The organism is Klebsiella sp. V115_8 (genome assembly GCF_029967715.1).
Classification (GTDB): domain Bacteria; phylum Pseudomonadota; class Gammaproteobacteria; order Enterobacterales; family Enterobacteriaceae; genus Klebsiella; species Klebsiella quasipneumoniae.
This window is the reverse complement of sequence record NZ_JASCAR010000030.1, coordinates 79,961-97,883: the sequence shown is the minus strand read 5'-3', so window position 1 is coordinate 97,883 and position 17,923 is coordinate 79,961. Positions and strand designations below refer to the sequence as shown.

Sequence of the window (17,923 nt, the reverse complement as noted above, 5' to 3'; positions counted from 1 at the left end):
ACCTCTGGTCTTAGTTCAGTTCAATGGCGAAATAGTCACGCGCATTGTTAAAGCAAATGTTTTTCACCATCTCGCCCAGCAGCGCGATATCCGCAGGCGCTTCACCGGCGGCCACCCAACGGCCGATCATCTGGCACAGAATACGACGGAAGTATTCGTGGCGGGTGTAGGAGAGGAAGCTGCGGCTGTCGGTCAGCATCCCGACAAAGCGGCTCAGCAGGCCGAGCTGCGCCAGCTGGGTCATCTGCCGCTCCATGCCGTCTTTCTGATCGTTGAACCACCAGCCGGAGCCGAACTGCATCTTGCCCGGCATCCCTTCGCCCTGGAAGTTACCGATCATGGTGCCCAGCACTTCGTTATCGCGCGGGTTCAGGCAGTAGAGAATGGTTTTCGGCAGCAGGTTCTCTTCGTTCTGCTTGCTCAGCAGCTTAGACAGCTCTTCAGCCATCGGGCGATCGTTGATCGAGTCAAAGCCAACGTCCGGGCCTAACAGTTTGAACTGACGCAGGTTGTTATTGCGCAGCGCGCCGATGTGGTACTGCTGCACCCAGCCGCGACGGGCATACTCTGCGCCGAGGAACACCAGCACCGCGGTTTTGAACTGCGCCACTTCGCGTTCGCTGAGGGTTTCGCCAGCCAGGCGACGCGCCAGAATGGCGTCCAGCTCGGCGTCAGTCGCTTCCGCAAACAGCACCACGTCCAGGGCGTGGTCGGAGACTTTGCAACCGTGAGCGGCAAAGTGGTCCAGACGTTTGGTCAGCGCGCTTTGCAGGTCCGCAAAACGGCGAATATCGGTGTCGGACACTTCACCCAGCTTAGCCATATAGTCATTGAAGGTCGCCTGCTCGATGTTGAACGCTTTATCCGGGCGCCAGCTCGGCAACACCTTGATATCAAATGAATTGTCTTTGGCGACAACCGCATGGTGTTCCAGGGAATCAATCGGATCGTCGGTGGTGCCGACCATCTTCACATTCATCTGCTTCATGATCCCGCGGGCGGAGAAGGCGTCCTGCGCCAGTAACGCATTGCACTGGTCCCAGATCTCATCGGCGGTGGAAGGCGACAGCAGCTTACCTGTAATACCAAATGGGCGACGCAGCTCTAAATGGGTCCAGTGGTATAACGGGTTGCCAATCGTGTGAGGCACGGTGGCTGCCCAGGCGTCAAATTTCTCGCGATCGGAGGCATCACCGGTACACAGACGCTCCGGTACGCCGTTGGTGCGCATTGCGCGCCATTTATAGTGATCGCCTTTCAGCCAGATGTCATACAGATTTTTGAAACGGTAATTTTCGGCAACCTGCTGCGGCGGAAGGTGGCAATGGTAGTCGAAAATAGGCTGATCTTTGGCGTAATCGTGGTACAGGCGGCGGGCAAATTCGCTATCGAGTAGAAAATCTTCGGTCATAAACGGTGTCATTCGTGTGTCCTCTTCGCTCCGGAGCGGGAGCCTTTCAGATGATTGACTACAATGCTGACAAAGTTATCACACCAATTTCTACAGACCGAACTGTTTTTCGTGAGTTAGATCAATAAACGCTGATAAAAAAAACCGCCTGCGCGCGGCAAACATCTCGCCAGAGCGCGCCGTATCTGGCTTTCTTCGCCAATCATAAAGACCACACTAACTTTCCCGCTTTTGTGACAGCACTCAACTTTTAAAGTTGTATGACAAGTTATCTTTCTGCCGTCGCAACATATAAACCGACGGAATGCTTTACCGATGTTTATGGCATCGGCTTATACGGAATGGATACCGACTTTTTACATAACAACTGATGGTAAGGTTCGGGCCAGAGGGGACCGCCCTCCTGAACCCTCCGTTTCGCTTTCCCGACCGCGTATCGCCGTCAGGAGAGGCCGCACCTGGTGCGGAGAAATTACAGACGATGAGGTTTACATGCGTAAAATTAAAGGGTTACGTTGGTACATGATCGCACTGGTGACGCTGGGCACCGTGCTGGGCTACCTGACCCGTAACACCGTGGCGGCGGCCGCGCCGACGCTGATGGAAGAGTTACACATCTCGACCCAACAGTACTCCTATATCATTGCAGCCTATTCCGCTGCCTATACCGTCATGCAGCCTGTCGCAGGTTATGTCCTTGATATTCTGGGGACTAAAGTCGGCTATGCCTTCTTCGCTATCGCCTGGGCGATATTCTGCGGCTCGACCGCCCTCGCCGGCAGCTGGGGCGGACTGGCGCTGGCCCGCGGCGCGGTGGGCGCGGCGGAAGCGGCGATGATCCCCGCCGGGCTGAAAGCCAGCTCCGAATGGTTCCCGGCAAAAGAGCGCTCTATCGCGGTGGGCTACTTCAACGTAGGTTCCTCTATCGGCGCCATGATCGCGCCACCGCTGGTGGTGTGGGCGATCGTCATGCACAGCTGGCAGATGGCGTTCATTATCTCCGGGGTTCTGAGCTTCGCCTGGGCCATCGCCTGGCTGATCTTCTACAAACACCCGCGCGACCAGAAGAAATTATCTGACGAAGAACGCGACTACATCATTGGCGGCCAGGAGTCTCAACACCAGACCAATAATGCGAAGAAAATGTCGCCGTGGGAGATCCTGCGCAACCGTCAGTTCTGGGGTATCGCCCTGCCGCGCTTCCTCGCCGAGCCGGCCTGGGGGACCTTTAACGCCTGGATCCCGCTGTTCATGTTTAAGGTTTACGGCTTTAACCTGAAAGAGATCGCGATGTTCGCCTGGATGCCGATGCTGTTCGCCGACCTCGGCTGCATCGTCGGTGGATACCTGCCGCCGCTGTTCCAGCGCTGGTTCGGCGTTAACCTGATCGTGTCGCGTAAAATGGTGGTCACCATGGGCGCCCTGCTGATGATTGGCCCGGGGATGATCGGCCTGTTCACCAGCCCGTACGTGGCGATAGCCCTGCTGTGCATCGGCGGGTTTGCTCACCAGGCGCTGTCCGGGGCGCTGATTACCCTCTCTTCCGACGTCTTTGGCCGTAACGAAGTCGCTACCGCCAACGGTCTGACCGGGATGGCCGCCTGGCTGGCGAGCACCATGTTCGCCCTGGTCGTCGGCGCGCTGGCAGACACCATCGGTTTCAGCCCGCTGTTTGCGGTACTGGCGGTCTTTGACCTGCTGGGCGCGCTGGTCATCTGGACGGTGCTGAAAAACAAACCGGCTGACGATGACACGACGCCGCTTAGCAGCCGCAAACCGGCCACCCAGAGTTAGAGACGCTTATGCTAAGGTGATCGCCTGCCAAGCCGCCTTCTCAGGCGGCTTTTTCATCCCTGCCAGTGGTGGAAATCGCGTAAAAGTGGTATAACAAATCGAATATTGTCGCCATCTTGCGGGAGCGAATATGGAAATCATTGAACCACGCCGTCTTTATCAGCAACTTGCCGCTGAGCTGAAGACGCGCATCGAACAAGGTGTCTACCTTGTAGGGGATAAGCTGCCCGCCGAGCGCTTTATCGCCGATGAAAAAAACGTTAGCCGCACCGTGGTTCGTGAAGCCATTATCATGCTGGAAGTGGAAGGCTATGTCGAAGTCCGCAAAGGGTCGGGCATTCACGTCATCTCCAACCATCCGAAATACCAGCAGGTGGCCGATGAAAGCCTGGAGTTCGCCAACTATGGCCCCTTTGAGCTGCTGCAGGCGCGGCAGCTTATTGAAAGCAATATCGCCGAATTCGCGGCCACTCAGGTGACCAAGCAGGACATCATGAAGCTGATGGAGATTCAGGAGAAAGCGCGCAACGAGAAGTGTTTCCGCGACTCCGAATGGGATCTGCAGTTTCACGTCCAGGTGGCGCTGGCCACGCAGAATAGCGCCCTGGCGGCGATCGTGGAAAAAATGTGGACCCAGCGCGTGCATAACCCGTACTGGAAAAAGCTGCATGAGCATATCGATCTGCGCACCGTCGATAACTGGTGCGACGACCACGATCAGATCCTGAAGGCTCTGCTGCGTAAAGATCCGAACGCCGCCAAACTGGCGATGTGGCAGCATCTGGAAAATACCAAGCAAATGCTGTTTAACGAAACCAGCGACGACTTTGAATTTAATGCCGATCGCTACTTATTTGCCGAAAACCCGGTGGTTCATCTCGATACAGCGGCCAACGGCGCGAAATAAGCCTTTATCTCCCCGGCGCGCGGCCCCTGCGCGCCTGTTCCCCAGACAGGCTGGGGTAAGCAAAACATATATAGTGTCAGCCTGTGTAAATCCTCTCGCCTCCCATCGCCGCAATCAGCAAAATCAACGAGCAACACCTTGCAATTTCTCTGACGGAAAGTCAGGTGATTTGTTACAATTAGATGCATTTTGCCGTTCTGGGAGTAGGTATCGACTTACTTCAATTTTATACAGGGAAGCGTTCAGAGCGCCGAAGCAGCGACCATAATCTCATAAAAATCTTGTCGCCCTACATGCCGCGCGCTCAGACGTGCCGTTAACCGATGTACCAGGAATCGTGAATGGAACTATTAACCCAGTTATTGAATGCCTTGTGGGCTCAGGATTACGAAACGCTCGCGAATCCCTCCATGATTGGCATGCTGTATTTTGTCTTGTTTATGATTTTGTTCCTTGAGAACGGGTTACTGCCTGCCGCGTTTTTGCCGGGGGACAGCCTGCTTGTGCTCGTGGGCGTGCTGATCGCCAAAGGGGCGATGGGCTTTCCGGAAACGTTGCTGCTGCTCACTGCCGCCGCCAGCCTCGGCTGCTGGCTGAGCTACATCCAGGGGCGATGGCTGGGCAATACGCGGATCGTGCAAAACTGGCTGTCGCATCTGCCCTCTCACTATCATCAGCGCGCGCATCACCTGTTTCATAAACATGGACTCTCCGCGCTGCTGATCGGCCGCTTCATCGCCTTCGTGCGCACGCTGCTGCCGACCATCGCCGGGCTTTCCGGCCTCAATAACGCCCGCTTTCAGTTCTTTAACTGGATGAGCGGCCTGCTGTGGGTGCTCATCCTGACCTCGCTGGGCTATCTGCTGGGCAAAACCCCGGTATTCCTTAAGTATGAAGATCAGCTGATGTCCTGCCTGATGCTCCTGCCGGTTGCGCTGTTGGTCTTCGGACTGGTCGGCTCGCTGGTGGTGCTGTGGAAGAAAAAATACAGAAGCCGGGGCTAATGATGGTCATAAAACGCCCTTCCCTGCGCCAGCTCAGCTGGCTGCTGGGTGGCTCTCTTCTGCTCTGCGCGCTGTTCTGGCTCTGGCTGGCGGTGCAGCAGCAAGAGGCCACGCTGGCGATCCGTCCGGTTGGCCAGGGCGTCAGTATGCCGGATGGTTTCTCCGTCTGGCATCACCTCGACGCCAACGGTATCCGCTTCAAGAGCATTACGCCGCAAAAGGATGGCCTGCTGATTAAGTTTGATTCCACCGCCCAGGGCGCGGCGGCGAAAGAGGTTCTCGGCCGCGCTCTGCCTCATGGTTATATTATCGCCTTGCTGGAAGACGATAACTCGCCCACCGCCTGGTTATCCCGCCTGCGCGACGCGCCGCATCGGCTCGGGTAAACGGCCGTCAGACTGCGTTTTCAACGCAGTCTGGTGGTTTCCCGCATTTGTTACTATGCTTAAACCTGCGTGAATCAACGCATTCACGTTTACCAACGGGAACGGGTTTATCCTCCGGGTATCCCCTAAGACAATGGAAGGTACTATCCATGAAACACCGCATCGCTCTGCTTCTGGCCCTGTCTTCACTTAGCGCCAGCGCCATAGCCGCCTCTCCCTGCCAGGAAAAAGAGCAGGATATTCAACGAGAGATCAGCTATGCCGAAAAGCATCACAATCAAAGTCGCATTGATGGGCTAAATACCGCACTACGCCAGGTACGGGAGAACTGCAGCGACAGTAAACTCAAAGCCGATCATCAGCAAAAAATTGCCAAACAGCGGGAAGAGATCGCTGAACGTCAGCGCGATCTGCAGGAAGCCCGGAAGAAAGGCGATGCGGACAAAATCAACAAACGCCAGCATAAACTCAATGAAGCGCAACAGGAGTTGAAAACGCTGGAGTCTCGGGATTACTAATCACTATTAACTTTCGCAATACGGACCACGCTACAGGAGAACGACATGGCTAAAGAGAATGTGACTGACGACCTTCGTGCAGAACTGAAAACGCTGGCGGACACCCTGGAGGAAGTACTGAATTCCTCGGCGGACAAGTCGAAAGAAGAGATGGGTAAACTGCGCAGTAAAGCCGAGAGCGCGCTGAAAGAGAGCCGCGCCCGTCTGGGTGAGACCAGCGAAGCGATTCTGCGTCAAACTCGTGAGACCGCCGCGCGAGCGGATGATTATGTTCGCGAAAATCCGTGGACAGGGGTCGGGATTGGCGCCGCCGTCGGGCTGGTGCTGGGTGTCCTGCTGTCGCGTCGCTGATTATGGCGAATACTCAACACACGCAGGGGCCGGGTCAGCGCGTCTTCTCCATTGGCCAGCGTATCGTTACGCTGCTGGTCGAAATGGTGGAAACACGGCTGCGCCTGGTCGTCGTGGAGCTGGAGGAGGAGAAAGCCAACCTCTTCCAGCTGCTGATCATGACCGGACTGACGCTGCTGTTTGCCGCGTTTGGCCTCATGAGTCTGCTGGTGCTGGTTATCTGGGCCGTTGACGCTCAGTACCGCCTGCACGTCATGATCGCCACCACCGTCGTGCTGCTTCTCGCCGCCGCGATTGTCGGTATCCTTACCTTACGTAAGGCGCGACGCTCCACGCTGCTGCGCCTGACGCGAAGAGAGCTGGAGAACGACCGTGCCCTTCTGGAGGAAGATAAACCATGAATGGCCGACAGGAGCGTGAACGGCAAAAGGCGCAGCTGCTGCGCCAGATCCAGCAGCAACGGCTGGAGCTGAGCGCCTGTCGCCGCCACTGGCTGGAAGCGACTGCGCCCTTAGACCGCGGCTGGCATACGCTGCTTAGTTTACGTTCGTGGCTGATGGTGGGCAGCGGTCTGATGGCCGTGTGGTCCGTCCGACACCCGCATTTTTTAATGCGCTGGACCAAACGCGGACTGGGTTTATGGAGTACCTGGCGGCTGGTCCGCGGGATCCTGCGCCAGTCGGCAGTCCGTTAGCCGCCCGGAGCGCGGGCGCTTTTCCCGGTGCCCCGCTCTGCCACTTCCTCGCCCGATACGCAACGCCGTGCGTAAAAACTTGCCCCCTGGCCGCCATCCGCGGTCAGCCAGACTTCTGATCCCACGCCATTCCGCCCGGCCAGGCCTTTACCAGCGCCGGTCGTGACCTATCGCGTTGAGGCATTTTTCGCCCCCTCTTACCGATTACTCAGAAACTTTGAACTAGATCTACAGTTTTCCTTGCTAACAATTCCCTCTCCGCCTCGCTACTATCCTCTCCATCGACAGCAACCCCGCGTAACTACGCGGGATTGCGCTAAAAAACAAAACCGCCGCCCTTTGGGTTTTCTGGAGTAAGAAATGAAAAAATTAGAAGATGTTGGTGTACTGGTAGCGCGCATTCTGATGCCGATTCTGTTTATCACTGCAGGATGGGGCAAAATCACCGGTTATGCGGGAACCCAGCAGTATATGGAAGCCATGGGCGTACCGGGTGCGCTGCTGCCGCTGACCATTCTCCTTGAATTCGGCGGCGGACTGGCGATTCTGTTCGGTTTCCTGACCCGGACCACCGCGCTGTTCACCGCAGGCTTTACGCTGTTGACCGCGTTCCTGTTCCACAGCAACTTTGCGGAAGGCGTGAACTCCCTGATGTTCATGAAAAACCTGACCATCGCTGGCGGTTACCTGCTGCTGGCCATTACCGGACCGGGCGCCTTCAGTATCGACCGTGTACTGAATAAGAAATGGTAAGCGCACTATACTGAATGAATGAAAAAGCGAGGAGGCCACTCCTCGCTTTTGCTATCTGAAGTCTGAAGGAGGAATAAAGATGGGCCAATTAGTCGACGGCGTCTGGCAGGATACCTGGTATGACACAAAATCCACCGGTGGGCGTTTTAAGCGTTCCGTTTCCGCCTTCCGTAACTGGCTCACCGCCGATGGCGCGGCCGGACCGAGTGGTGAAGGGGGATTTGCGGCGGAAAAAGATCGCTATCATCTGTACGTTTCTCTCGCCTGCCCGTGGGCGCATCGCACGTTAATTATGCGTAAGCTGAAAGGACTGGAGCCTTTTCTCCCTGTCTCCGTGGTCAATCCGCTGATGCTGGAAAACGGCTGGACTTTTGACGACAGCTTCCCGGAAGCCACCGGTGACACCCTTTATCAGCACGATTTTCTCTATCAGCTGTATCTGCACGCCGACCCGCACTACACCGGTCGCGTCACCGTCCCGGTACTATGGGATAAAAAACAGCAGACCATCGTCAGCAATGAGTCGGCAGAAATCATCCGTATGTTTAATACCGCCTTCGATGGCCTGGGCGCCAGAGCCGGGGATTACTACCCGCCGGCGCTGCGGGAAAAAATCGATGAACTGAACGGCTGGATATATGACAACGTCAATAACGGCGTGTATAAAGCCGGCTTTGCCACCAGTCAGCAGGCTTACGACGAAGCGGTGGATGCGGTGTTTACCTCGCTGGAGCGGCTGGAGCAGATCCTCGGTCAGCATCGTTACCTGACGGGCAATCAGCTGACGGAAGCGGATATTCGCCTGTGGACGACGCTGGTACGCTTCGACCCGGTGTATGTGACCCATTTTAAATGCGACAAACGACGCATCAGCGATTATCTCAATCTCTACGGCTTCCTGCGCGACATCTACCAGATGCCGGGTATCGCGGAGACGGTGAGCTTTCCGCATATTCGTCACCACTATTACCGCAGCCATAAAACCATTAACCCTACCGGCATCATCTCCATTGGGCCGCAGCAGGATCTCAGCGAACCACACGGTCGCGACCAGCGCTTCCGTTGATCCGTCGGGCGCCAGTGATGGCGCCCAATAATTCAGAAAACAGATATTTACCCACCATTCATTCACGTCTATTCTTATTGCGATCGCTTAAAAAACAAGTGATTGACGGTTAATTGAGGCGTAGAAATGGACTGGTATCTCAAGGTATTAAAAAACTATATAGGATTTGGCGGCCGTGCGCGGCGCAAAGAGTACTGGATGTTTATTCTGGTCAACCTCATCCTGACCGGCGTATTGAGCATCATCGATAAAATGCTGGGCTGGCAGCGGGCGGGCGGCGAAGGCATTCTGACGACCATCTATGGCATACTGGTCTTTTTACCGTGGTGGGCGGTGCAGTTTCGGCGTCTGCACGACACCGACCGTTCGGCTTGGTGGCTGCTGCTGCTGTTGATCCCGGTCATCGGCTGGCTGGTGATCCTGATCTTTAACTGCCAGCGCGGAACGGAAGGCAACAACCGATTCGGGCCCGATCCAAAACCCTTTTCCTACTGATCTTCCTGCTCCTCCCGCTAGCGGGAGGAGTGTCCTCGACTATCTGCCGGCAAACAGCTTAGGGATCTCACGCAGGCACCAGGACTTCGCTTCGCCCATGCTGTCCCGTCGCCAGGCCATGATAATGTCAATTTCATTGGTATATTCCGGACTGACCACCCGCAAGCGTCCTTCAGCAATATCCTTCTCCACCAGCGGATAGGGCATGGTCGCCACGCCTAATCCGGCCAGCAGCGCCTGGCGCTTATCTTCGATGGTGCTCACCGTTAAGCGCGGCTGTTTATCCAGCAGCTGAACGGTGAGAACGGGCCGCTCGCGCGCGGTATCCGCCACCGCGACGCCACGGTATTTCACGCGGGTGACCTCAGAGAGCGGTTCAGGCTCCTGGTGGATCGGGTGGTCCGGCGCCGCGACGTACACGCTGAGCACCGAATAGAGTTTGCGCGAGTTAATCTCCGAGGAAGAACGAAAATGCATATCCGGCGCGACAACGATATCCGCCCGCCCCTGCTCCAGCCGCTCCCAGGCGCCGGCCAGCACCTCGGTGATAATCGACAGCTGGGTGTTGGACTTGGTCGCCAGTTTCTCAATCAGCGGAAACAGATCCGGCGTGGGCACCAGCGCTTCGGTGACGATCGTCAGGTGAGTTTCCCAGCCGCGAGACAGGGCTTCGGCATCGGTGGTGAGCTTGTCCGCCGCCTCGAGCAGCACGCGACCGCGCTCCAGCAGCATACGCCCGACGTTGGTGAACTTTGTGCGATGACCCGAGCGGTCAAACAGCACCACGTCCAGCTCTTCCTCCAGTTTTTGCATGGTGTAGCTCAGGGCGGAAGGCACGCGTCCCAGTTCATCAGCCGCGGCAGCGAAGCTCCCGCGACGGTCGATCGCATCCATCACGCGTAACGCTTCCAGCGTTAATGCTCTCTCTTTAGCCATCGCTTTCTCATTCAGGAAATTTGAACATACCGGGCAGAATATCTGGCTAACAATACAGCGTCCATACCTTTACCATTGATTTAGTGTAAAGAGAGGTCAAGAACATGATTACTACCCGAACAGCCAAACAATGCGGACAAGCAGACTTCGGCTGGCTGCAGGCCCGCTACACCTTCTCCTTTGGCCACTACTTCGACCCAAAATTACTGGGCTTCGCGTCTTTACGCGTTCTCAATCAGGAAGTGCTGGCCCCCGGGGCCTCGTTCCAGGCCAGAACGTATCCCAAGGTCGATATCCTGAACCTGATTCTGGAAGGCGAAGCGGAGTATCGCGACAGCGACGGCAATCACCTGCAGGCCAGGGCCGGCGACGCGTTGATTATCGCCACTCAGCCTGGCGTGAGCTATAGCGAGCACAATCTGAGCAAAGAGCAGTCGTTAACGCGAATGCAGCTATGGCTCGATGCCTGCCCGCAGCGGGAAAACCCGCTGCAGCAGAAAATCGAGGTCGCCAACGCGCCGCTACAGCTGCTGGCCTCACCGGATGGGGGGAATAATAGCCTCCAGCTTCGCCAGCAGGCCTGGGTCTATCACATCGCGCTGGAAAAAGGTGAGCAGATCAACGTGCAATTGCATGGCCCGCGCGCCTACCTGCAGTCGATCCACGGCACCGTCCATGCCGTCGCGCAGGAACAACCCAAACAGGCTCTCACCTGTGGTGATGGGGCATTTATTCGTGACGAAGCTAACATTACCCTCGTCGCCGATACGCCGCTGCGCGCTTTGCTGATAGATTTACCGGTGTAACAACGGAAGGGATGGAGTCTGTCAGTGAGTAAGAAGAAAAACAGAAAAAAGGCGTCTCCGACGCCGCTGGCCCCGACGCCGCCGGAAACCGTCGGCGTCGTCAGCTTTGGTTATGATGAGATGCTTAGCGAACTGGAAGCCATCGTCGCCGAGGCGGAGATTCGCCTGCGGGATGAAGAAAGTCTCGCCTGAAGCTGCAGCATGGATTATTCGGCTATCGTTGGTGGCCTGCCGCTAATACCGGCCCCGAAAGGGGCTGATGGCATTATTCACTCAGCGCGTCGGCAAGATCTTTTTTCACCTGGGTGCGCTGCTCCGGCGTCAGTACCTGATTCACATCAAAATAGTACTTCACGCGATAATAACGTACCTGTTGATCAATTTTACTGAATGCCGCCAGCTGATCCTTCACCGCTTTCTCATTCCATTTACCGGAATCAATCACGTTAATCAGCGCGCCATCTTTAATGTCTTGCTGTGAAATCTGCTCAACGTTTTTTTCCATTTGCTGATGCAGGCTGTTAATTTTGCTCACCTGATCGGGAGTCAGTTTTAAGTGCTGGACGATAGGGTCCTTAGCGGGTGCTGGCGCAGTCACCTCCGCGGCCTGCGCCGCCAGCGAAAAACCTGCAACGGCGGCGGTCAATAATATAGCTCGTGATACTTTTGTCATTTTATTATCCTGTATAAGTGCGTCATGATAAGACGCACTATTATTCCCTGAACAATAATGGCGATGTGTAAAAAAGCATGAACATAATTGTAAAAGGGGTTGAATGCATTCATAGGTCAAATGATCTATAAGCTAAACATCCGCATTGTTTATTTTTAGGTCCGATAACGTCGAGGAGGTTAAATTAATATCCATCCGTTGCGCGGCGAGGGTGATCTGATGTTCATCGAGCGCTTCTTTAATCGCTTCAAGAAAATCAAAATAAGTCTCCCAATATTCGCTATTTTTCACCCAGACACGAACAGTGAAGTTAAGTGTGCCCGGCATCATTTCAAGCAGACGAACCGTAGTACCACGAGATTGATCGATTCGCTTTTCACTATCAATGATAGCCTGAATGACCTGCTTAACCTGCACAATTTTAGTCTCGCTGGCCACGCCGAGGGTCAGATCGATTCGCCGAAAAGGATGGCAGGAATAATTCACAATACTGTCGGCGATGACTTTACCATTAGGAATAATAACTTCTTTATTATCAACGGTTAGTAGCGTTGTTGAAAAAACATGTACGGACTGCACCATACCAGAAATCGCGCCGACCTGTACAAAATTTCCGGCCCGAAAAGGACGTAAAGTGACCAACAGAACACCAGCGGCAAAGTTAGAAAGCGAACCTTGCAGCGCCAGACCAATTGCCAGCCCTGCCGCGCCAATAACCGCGATGATGGAAGACGTCTCAATCCCTACCCGACCTAATGCGGCGATTATCGCAAAAGCCATCGTAATATAACGAACGAGCGCAGCAAAGAAATGAACGATTGTCGCATCGACGTTGCGTCGTAAGAGAATTTTCTCGAAGGCTTTAGCAAGGACTTTTGCAAGCATTCGCCCGACAAAAAGAATAATCAGCGCTGCCACGATATTCCAGGCAAACTGCATAATTGTTTCACCATGACCGATAAGCCAGGCTATTGCCGATTTGAGCTGCGGGAATAATACTACATTTTTCACGTCTATCACTCCTGTCTGGATAACCTATAAACCTGCTATCCATTAAGCTGAATGATGACCGCTGCAAATCAGGGAATGGAGACTAACGGATAGACAATAAAACATCGTAGCGTGACAGTATTAACGAATCCGGTGTTTAAAGCAGCCCAAAAACTGTTTAAAAGTGGATATTCTGCAAACCTGATTTACAACCGACTGAAATTAAAAATAAACACCTTCGTCGAGAGGTTTTATAGAGATAGTTGAAACTGACCGATAAGCCGCTTTCTTTTGGGTATAGCGTCGTGGACAGTCATTCATCCGCGTCACAGATTCAGATAGCAAAAACCCCGCCGAAGCGGGGTTTTGACATAAAGCGGTGAAGCTGACCGATAAGCCGCTTTCTTTTGAGTATAGCGTCGTGGACAGTCATTCATCTGCGTCACGGATTCAGATAGCAAAAACCCCGCCGAAGCGGAATTTTGACATAAAGCGGTGAAGCTGACCGATAAGCCGCTTTCTTTTGAGTATAGCGTCGTGGACAGTCATTCATCCGCGTCACGGATTCAGATAGCAAAAACCCCGCCGAAGCGGGGTTTTGACATAAAGAGGTGAAACTGACCGATAAGCCGGGTTCTGTCGTGGACAGTCATTCATCTAGGCCAGCAATCGCTCACTGGCTCAAGCAGCCTACCCGGGTTCAGTACGGGCCGTACCTTATGAACCCCTATTTGGCCTTGCTCCGGGTGGAGTTTACCGTGCCACGGACTGTTACCAGCCGCGCGGTGCGCTCTTACCGCACCCTTTCACCCTTACCTGATCCCGCTTGCGCGGGCCATCGGCGGTTTGCTCTCTGTTGCACTGGTCGTGGGCTGTGACACCCCCCAGGCGTTACCTGGCACCTTGCCCTATGGAGCCCGGACTTTCCTCCCCTCCGCCCGTCTCCCCCCGAAAGAGGACGACGACGAAGCGGCGACTGTCTGGTCAGCTTCGGCGCGCAGTATAGTGGGTTTACCGCCCGTTGTCATCCCTCTGTCGTCATCCCGCCCTGCAGGGCGGCAGCGCTATTGCGCGACGCACGAGAAATATTGTCCAACGCGCGCGAAACGCCGCTTCCTGCGTCGCAACCGAGGTAAACACGCGGAAGACGACGCCGATACCGCGTCCAGGCTCGCCCCCCGTGGCAGTCTGATACTGTTGCGCCAGGCATAACCACCGGGCCGCGCAGAGCTCTTCTTGTTAGCGAGTCACTTCCACTTTCGCCAGCTTTTCGTAGTAACAAGCCAGCGCGCTATGGTCAGCGGTGCCCAGACCGTCCGCACGCAGCGCCTGCATCATCTCCATTACCGCCGCCGTCAGCGGCAGCTGAGCGCCCACGCCGTGGGAGGTATCCAGCGCATTGGCCAGATCTTTAATATGCAGATCGATCCGGAAGCCCGGCTTGAAGTTACGATCCATCACCATCGGCGCTTTGGCATCCAGCACGGTACTCCCCGCCAGACCACCGCGGATCGCCTGATAAACCAGATCCGGATTGACGCCGGCTTTGGTGGCCAGAGTCAGCGCTTCGGACATGGCTGCGATGTTCAGGGCGACAATCACCTGATTGGCCAGTTTGGTCACATTGCCCGCGCCGATGTCGCCGGTATGCACCACGGAGCCAGCCATCGCTTTCATCAGCTCGTAATATTTGTCGAAGATCGCCTTGTCGCCGCCGACCATTACCGACAGGGTGCCGTCGATCGCTTTTGGTTCGCCGCCGCTTACTGGCGCGTCCAGCATATCAATGCCTTTAGCCTTCAGCGCTTCGCTGATTTCCCGGCTGGCCAGCGGCGCAATAGAGCTCATGTCGATCACCACGGTGCCCGGTTTCGCGCCTTCAATAATGCCGTTCTCCCCCAGCGCCACCTCTTTGACATGCGGCGAGTTCGGCAGCATGGTGATGATCACGTCGCACTGCTCGGCAATCGCCTTCGGCGTGGTCGCGGTCTCTGCGCCCGCGGCAATCACGTCGGCAATCGCTTCCGGGTTACGGTCAGACACCACCAGCGAGTAACCCGCCTTCAGCAAATTTTTGCTCATCGGCTTGCCCATAATGCCAAGACCGATAAAACCCACTTTGATTGTCATATTGTTCTCTCTCTTCATCCTGGTGACTATTTTTTAAAGGCATCAGCAAGTTTCTGGGTTGCGGAACGGAAGACGCCCAGATCGCTGCCGACGGCGACAAAAGAGGCGCCCCACTCCAGGTAGCGCCGCGCATCGGCCTCCACCGGCGCCAGAATGCCGCTTGGCTTACCGTGCTTCTTCGCGCTGGCGAAGATATGCTGGATGGCGCGCTGCACCTCAGGATGGGCGGCATTGCCCAGATGACCTAGCGCGGCGGCCAGGTCGCTCGGGCCGACGAACAGGCCGTCGACACCTTCGGTCGCGGCAATCGCCTCGACGTTGTCCACCCCGATCTGGCTCTCAATCTGTACCAGAACGGAAATGTTCTTATTGGACTGGGCGAAGTAGTCCGGCACAGTGCCGAACATATTGCCGCGATGGGAAACGGAAACCCCGCGGATCCCTTCCGGCGGATAGCGGGTAGAAGCCACCGCCTGCGCCGCCTGCTCAGCCGTCTCGACAAACGGCACCAGGAAGTTATAGAAGCCGATATCCAGCATGCGCTTAATAATGATGGGCTCGTTGGTCGGCACGCGAACCACCTGAGCGCTGGAACTGCCTTTCAGCGCCATAAGCTGCGGGATAAGCGTGGTGACGTCGTTCGGCGCGTGTTCCGCGTCCAGTACCAGCCAGTCGAAACCCGCCAGACCCAACACCTCGGTGCTAATCGGATTGGCCAGCGCGCACCAGCAGCCAATCTGCACCTGATGAGCCGCCAGCGCGGCCTTAAATTTGTTCGGGAAAATTGCGTTATCCATGATTTTTACCTTGCGTTAACCGTTGCTAACTTCTGCAATTCATTCGTTATATCACCAGCCCGGCGAGAGAGCCCCATTAGGCTGGAAAAGCGTATCGCCTGACCCCAAATATTATCCGCAGAGTAAACCGGCGAATGGGTGTCCTTTTTTATTCCCTGACCTTGAGTCCGGAAAATGTAAGCCCATCGCAAATTAACCATTTTTTATTATTCATTAGGTCACGGCTAAATTATTAACCCGCGATTCAAAGGCCAACCATGCAGATATCGGACGTCACAAAAACACGACTCAGTATAGTCAGCGCCAACTCGCCAGACACTATGCATAAACACAATATAAACACATTTTTTAAAGCTTAAATTGGGCGATAGCCTTAAGCCATGGGCGCTAATCCACACTTCTTACGATTGCCCGCCCACCGCACGCATCCATGGCGATAAGGAGTGATTTAGATCACATCTTCATGCCGACACACCTGACATTCTTTATTTCATTATTCTGCTCTACCGCGCCAGAATGACCATTTAATTATATTTTTAGCACCTGTTTGGAGATAACTGGACAATGGCCGATATTTCAATTCGACAACCATCGCCGACCGCGTTTTATATAAAAGTTGACCCAACAGATAATGTGGCGATTATTGTCAACGATCGGGGATTGACCGCCGGAACGCGTTTCCCGGACGGCCTGACGCTCATCGAGCACATCCCACAGGGGCATAAAGTCGCCCTGGCGGATATCCCTGCCCGCGGTGAAATTATCCGTTACGGAGAAGTGATTGGCTTCGCGGTGCGCGACATCCCCCAGGGAAGCTGGATTGACGAGTCGTTAGTGGAGTTGCCTACCGCCCCGCCGTTGAACACCCTGCCGATGGCCACCAAAGTGCCCGCCCCGCTACCGCCGCTGGAAGGCTACACCTTCGAAGGCTACCGCAATGCCGACGGCAGCGTGGGCACCAAAAATCTGCTGGGTATCACCACCAGCGTGCACTGCGTTGCGGGCGTGGTCGATTACGTGGTGAAACTCATTGAACGCGACCTGCTGCCGAACTATCCCAACGTCGACGGCGTGGTGGGTCTGAATCACCTCTATGGCTGCGGCGTAGCGATTAATGCGCCAGCGGCGGTGGTGCCGATTCGCACCATCCACAATATCGCCCTTAACCCGAACTTCGGCGGCGAAGTGATGGTCATTGGCCTTGGCTGTGAAAAGCTGCAGCCCGAACGCCTGCTGCAGGGGACCGAAGATGTCAAAAGCATCCCGGTGGACAGCGCCAGCATCGTCAGCCTGCAGGATGAAAAACACGTGGGCTTTAAATCAATGGTCGATGACATTCTGCAGGTCGCCGAGCGCCATCTGGCGAAACTCAACCAGCGTCAGCGGGAAACCTGCCCGGCCTCTGAGCTGGTGGTGGGTATGCAGTGCGGCGGCAGCGACGCTTTCTCCGGCGTGACCGCCAACCCGGCGGTGGGTTACGCCTCCGATCTGCTGGTGCGCTGTGGCGCGACGGTGATGTTCTCAGAGGTGACCGAAGTCCGCGATGCTATCCATCTGCTGACCCCGCGGGCAATCAACGAAGAGGTGGGTCAACGCCTGCTGGAAGAGATGGCCTGGTACGATAACTATCTCGACATGGGCAAAACCGACCGCAGCGCCAACCCCTCCCCCGGCAACAAGAAAGGCGGCCTGGCCAACGTGGTGGAAAAAGCGCTGGGGTCGATTGCCAAATCAGGCAAAAGCGCCATCGTTGAGGTGCTTTCCCCTGGGCAGCGCCCGACCAAACGCGGCCTGATTTACGCTGCCACCCCCGCCAGCGATTTTGTCTGCGGCACCCAGCAGGTGGCCTCTGGCATCACGGTGCAGGTATTCACCACCGGCCGCGGCACGCCTTACGGACTGATGGCGGTACCGGTGATAAAAATGGCGACCCGTACCGAGCTGGCTAACCGCTGGTATGACTTAATGGACATTAACGCCGGCACCATCGCCACCGGCGAAGAGACGATTGAGGATGTGGGGCTGAAGCTGTTCGAATTCATTCTCGACGTCGCCAGCGGACGCAAGAAAACCTTCTCCGATCAATGGGGTCTGCATAACCAACTGGCGGTGTTTAACCCGGCGCCGGTGACCTGATCGAGAGCGTAAGGGTTTAACCACGTTAAGCCCGGATTTATCCGGGCTGGTTGGTTAGGGGTGCTGTGCGGCAAGG

20 protein-coding genes and 1 other RNA gene are annotated in these 17,923 nt (G+C 55.6%); 14 read left to right on the top strand and 7 right to left on the bottom strand.

The genetic code is table 11. The features are described from left to right. Positions 1–10: 10 nt before the first annotated feature. Positions 11–1,423 (bottom strand): glucuronate isomerase, encoded by a 1,413-nt coding sequence (uxaC, locus tag QLG03_RS13255; RefSeq protein WP_117136393.1) that lies wholly within the window; start codon positions 1,421–1,423, stop codon positions 11–13. Positions 1,424–1,903: 480 nt separating this feature from the next. Here uxaC and QLG03_RS13250 point away from each other — a divergent pair, with 480 nt between their 5' ends. From QLG03_RS13250 to QLG03_RS13200, 11 genes are all read left to right on the top strand, one after another. After that, positions 1,904–3,205: an MFS transporter gene (locus QLG03_RS13250; protein ID WP_023291089.1), complete on the top strand. Its 1,302-nt coding sequence runs from the start codon at positions 1,904–1,906 to the stop codon at positions 3,203–3,205. A 130-nt stretch (positions 3,206–3,335) separates the two neighbouring features. Further along, positions 3,336–4,112 carry a transcriptional regulator ExuR gene (exuR, locus tag QLG03_RS13245; protein ID WP_004206120.1) on the top strand — a complete coding sequence of 259 codons (777 nt, stop codon included), beginning with the start codon at positions 3,336–3,338 and terminating at the stop codon, positions 4,110–4,112. A gap of 341 nt (positions 4,113–4,453) precedes the next feature. Beyond that, positions 4,454–5,116 (top strand): DedA family general envelope maintenance protein YqjA, encoded by a 663-nt coding sequence (gene yqjA, locus QLG03_RS13240; RefSeq protein ID WP_023291090.1) that lies wholly within the window; start codon positions 4,454–4,456, stop codon positions 5,114–5,116. A gap of 8 nt (positions 5,117–5,124) precedes the next feature. After that, positions 5,125–5,502, top strand: coding sequence for an EnvZ/OmpR regulon moderator MzrA (mzrA, locus tag QLG03_RS13235; RefSeq protein WP_072096611.1), 378 nt, complete (start codon positions 5,125–5,127; stop codon positions 5,500–5,502). Between the two features lie 149 nt (positions 5,503–5,651). After that, positions 5,652–6,020: a DUF1090 domain-containing protein gene (locus tag QLG03_RS13230; RefSeq protein ID WP_004206124.1), complete on the top strand. Its 369-nt coding sequence runs from the start codon at positions 5,652–5,654 to the stop codon at positions 6,018–6,020. A gap of 45 nt (positions 6,021–6,065) precedes the next feature. Next, positions 6,066–6,371, top strand: a complete 306-nt coding sequence (locus tag QLG03_RS13225; RefSeq protein ID WP_002917916.1) for a YqjD family protein — start codon at positions 6,066–6,068, stop codon at positions 6,369–6,371. 2 nt (positions 6,372–6,373) lie between these two features. After that, positions 6,374–6,772, top strand: a complete 399-nt coding sequence (locus QLG03_RS13220) for a phage holin family protein (RefSeq protein ID WP_023291093.1) — start codon at positions 6,374–6,376, stop codon at positions 6,770–6,772. Then, positions 6,769–7,065, top strand: a complete 297-nt coding sequence (locus QLG03_RS13215) for a YqjK-like family protein (RefSeq protein WP_023291094.1) — start codon at positions 6,769–6,771, stop codon at positions 7,063–7,065. Before QLG03_RS13220 ends, QLG03_RS13215 begins: the two co-directional genes overlap by 4 nt. Before the next feature lie 360 nt (positions 7,066–7,425). After that, complete coding sequence (locus tag QLG03_RS13210) at positions 7,426–7,818, top strand: DoxX family protein (protein ID WP_002917920.1); 393 nt, start codon at positions 7,426–7,428, stop codon at positions 7,816–7,818. Positions 7,819–7,897: 79 nt separating this feature from the next. After that, positions 7,898–8,884 carry a glutathione S-transferase family protein gene (locus QLG03_RS13205; protein ID WP_023291095.1) on the top strand — a complete coding sequence of 329 codons (987 nt, stop codon included), beginning with the start codon at positions 7,898–7,900 and terminating at the stop codon, positions 8,882–8,884. Between the two features lie 126 nt (positions 8,885–9,010). Then, the gene (locus QLG03_RS13200; protein WP_017900662.1) at positions 9,011–9,379 is read left to right on the top strand and encodes a DUF805 domain-containing protein; all 369 of its coding nucleotides are present in this window, start codon (positions 9,011–9,013) and stop codon (positions 9,377–9,379) included. 39 nt (positions 9,380–9,418) lie between these two features. Here the strand turns inward: QLG03_RS13200 and QLG03_RS13195 are convergent, their stop codons facing one another. Continuing rightward, entirely contained in the window at positions 9,419–10,315 is an 897-nt protein-coding gene (locus tag QLG03_RS13195) for a LysR family transcriptional regulator (protein WP_004144865.1), read from the bottom strand. Positions 10,316–10,419: 104 nt separating this feature from the next. Between QLG03_RS13195 and QLG03_RS13190 the strand changes: the two genes are divergently transcribed. Beyond that, positions 10,420–11,121 (top strand): pirin family protein, encoded by a 702-nt coding sequence (locus QLG03_RS13190; protein ID WP_023291096.1) that lies wholly within the window; start codon positions 10,420–10,422, stop codon positions 11,119–11,121. 24 nt (positions 11,122–11,145) lie between these two features. Next, on the top strand, positions 11,146–11,313 hold the full coding sequence (locus tag QLG03_RS13185) for a hypothetical protein (protein WP_004206134.1): 168 nt from the start codon (positions 11,146–11,148) through the stop codon (positions 11,311–11,313). Positions 11,314–11,386: 73 nt separating this feature from the next. Here QLG03_RS13185 and QLG03_RS13180 read toward each other — a convergent pair whose 3' ends face one another. From QLG03_RS13180 to garL, 5 genes are all read right to left on the bottom strand, one after another. Continuing rightward, entirely contained in the window at positions 11,387–11,794 is a 408-nt protein-coding gene (locus QLG03_RS13180; RefSeq protein ID WP_023291097.1) for a Spy/CpxP family protein refolding chaperone, read from the bottom strand. 132 nt (positions 11,795–11,926) lie between these two features. Continuing rightward, positions 11,927–12,805, bottom strand: a complete 879-nt coding sequence (locus QLG03_RS13175; protein WP_117129065.1) for a mechanosensitive ion channel domain-containing protein — start codon at positions 12,803–12,805, stop codon at positions 11,927–11,929. A 588-nt stretch (positions 12,806–13,393) separates the two neighbouring features. Then, positions 13,394–13,776, bottom strand: an RNA gene (gene rnpB / locus QLG03_RS13170) — RNase P RNA component class A. Positions 13,777–14,023: 247 nt separating this feature from the next. Next, the gene (gene garR, locus QLG03_RS13165; RefSeq protein ID WP_032454164.1) at positions 14,024–14,914 is read right to left on the bottom strand and encodes a 2-hydroxy-3-oxopropionate reductase; all 891 of its coding nucleotides are present in this window, start codon (positions 14,912–14,914) and stop codon (positions 14,024–14,026) included. Positions 14,915–14,940: 26 nt separating this feature from the next. Further along, positions 14,941–15,711 (bottom strand): 2-dehydro-3-deoxyglucarate aldolase, encoded by a 771-nt coding sequence (gene garL, locus QLG03_RS13160; RefSeq protein WP_049014794.1) that lies wholly within the window; start codon positions 15,709–15,711, stop codon positions 14,941–14,943. A gap of 564 nt (positions 15,712–16,275) precedes the next feature. Here garL and garD point away from each other — a divergent pair. Beyond that, positions 16,276–17,847 (top strand): galactarate dehydratase, encoded by a 1,572-nt coding sequence (garD, locus tag QLG03_RS13155; protein WP_282473644.1) that lies wholly within the window; start codon positions 16,276–16,278, stop codon positions 17,845–17,847. The last annotated feature ends 76 nt before the right edge of the window (positions 17,848–17,923 follow it).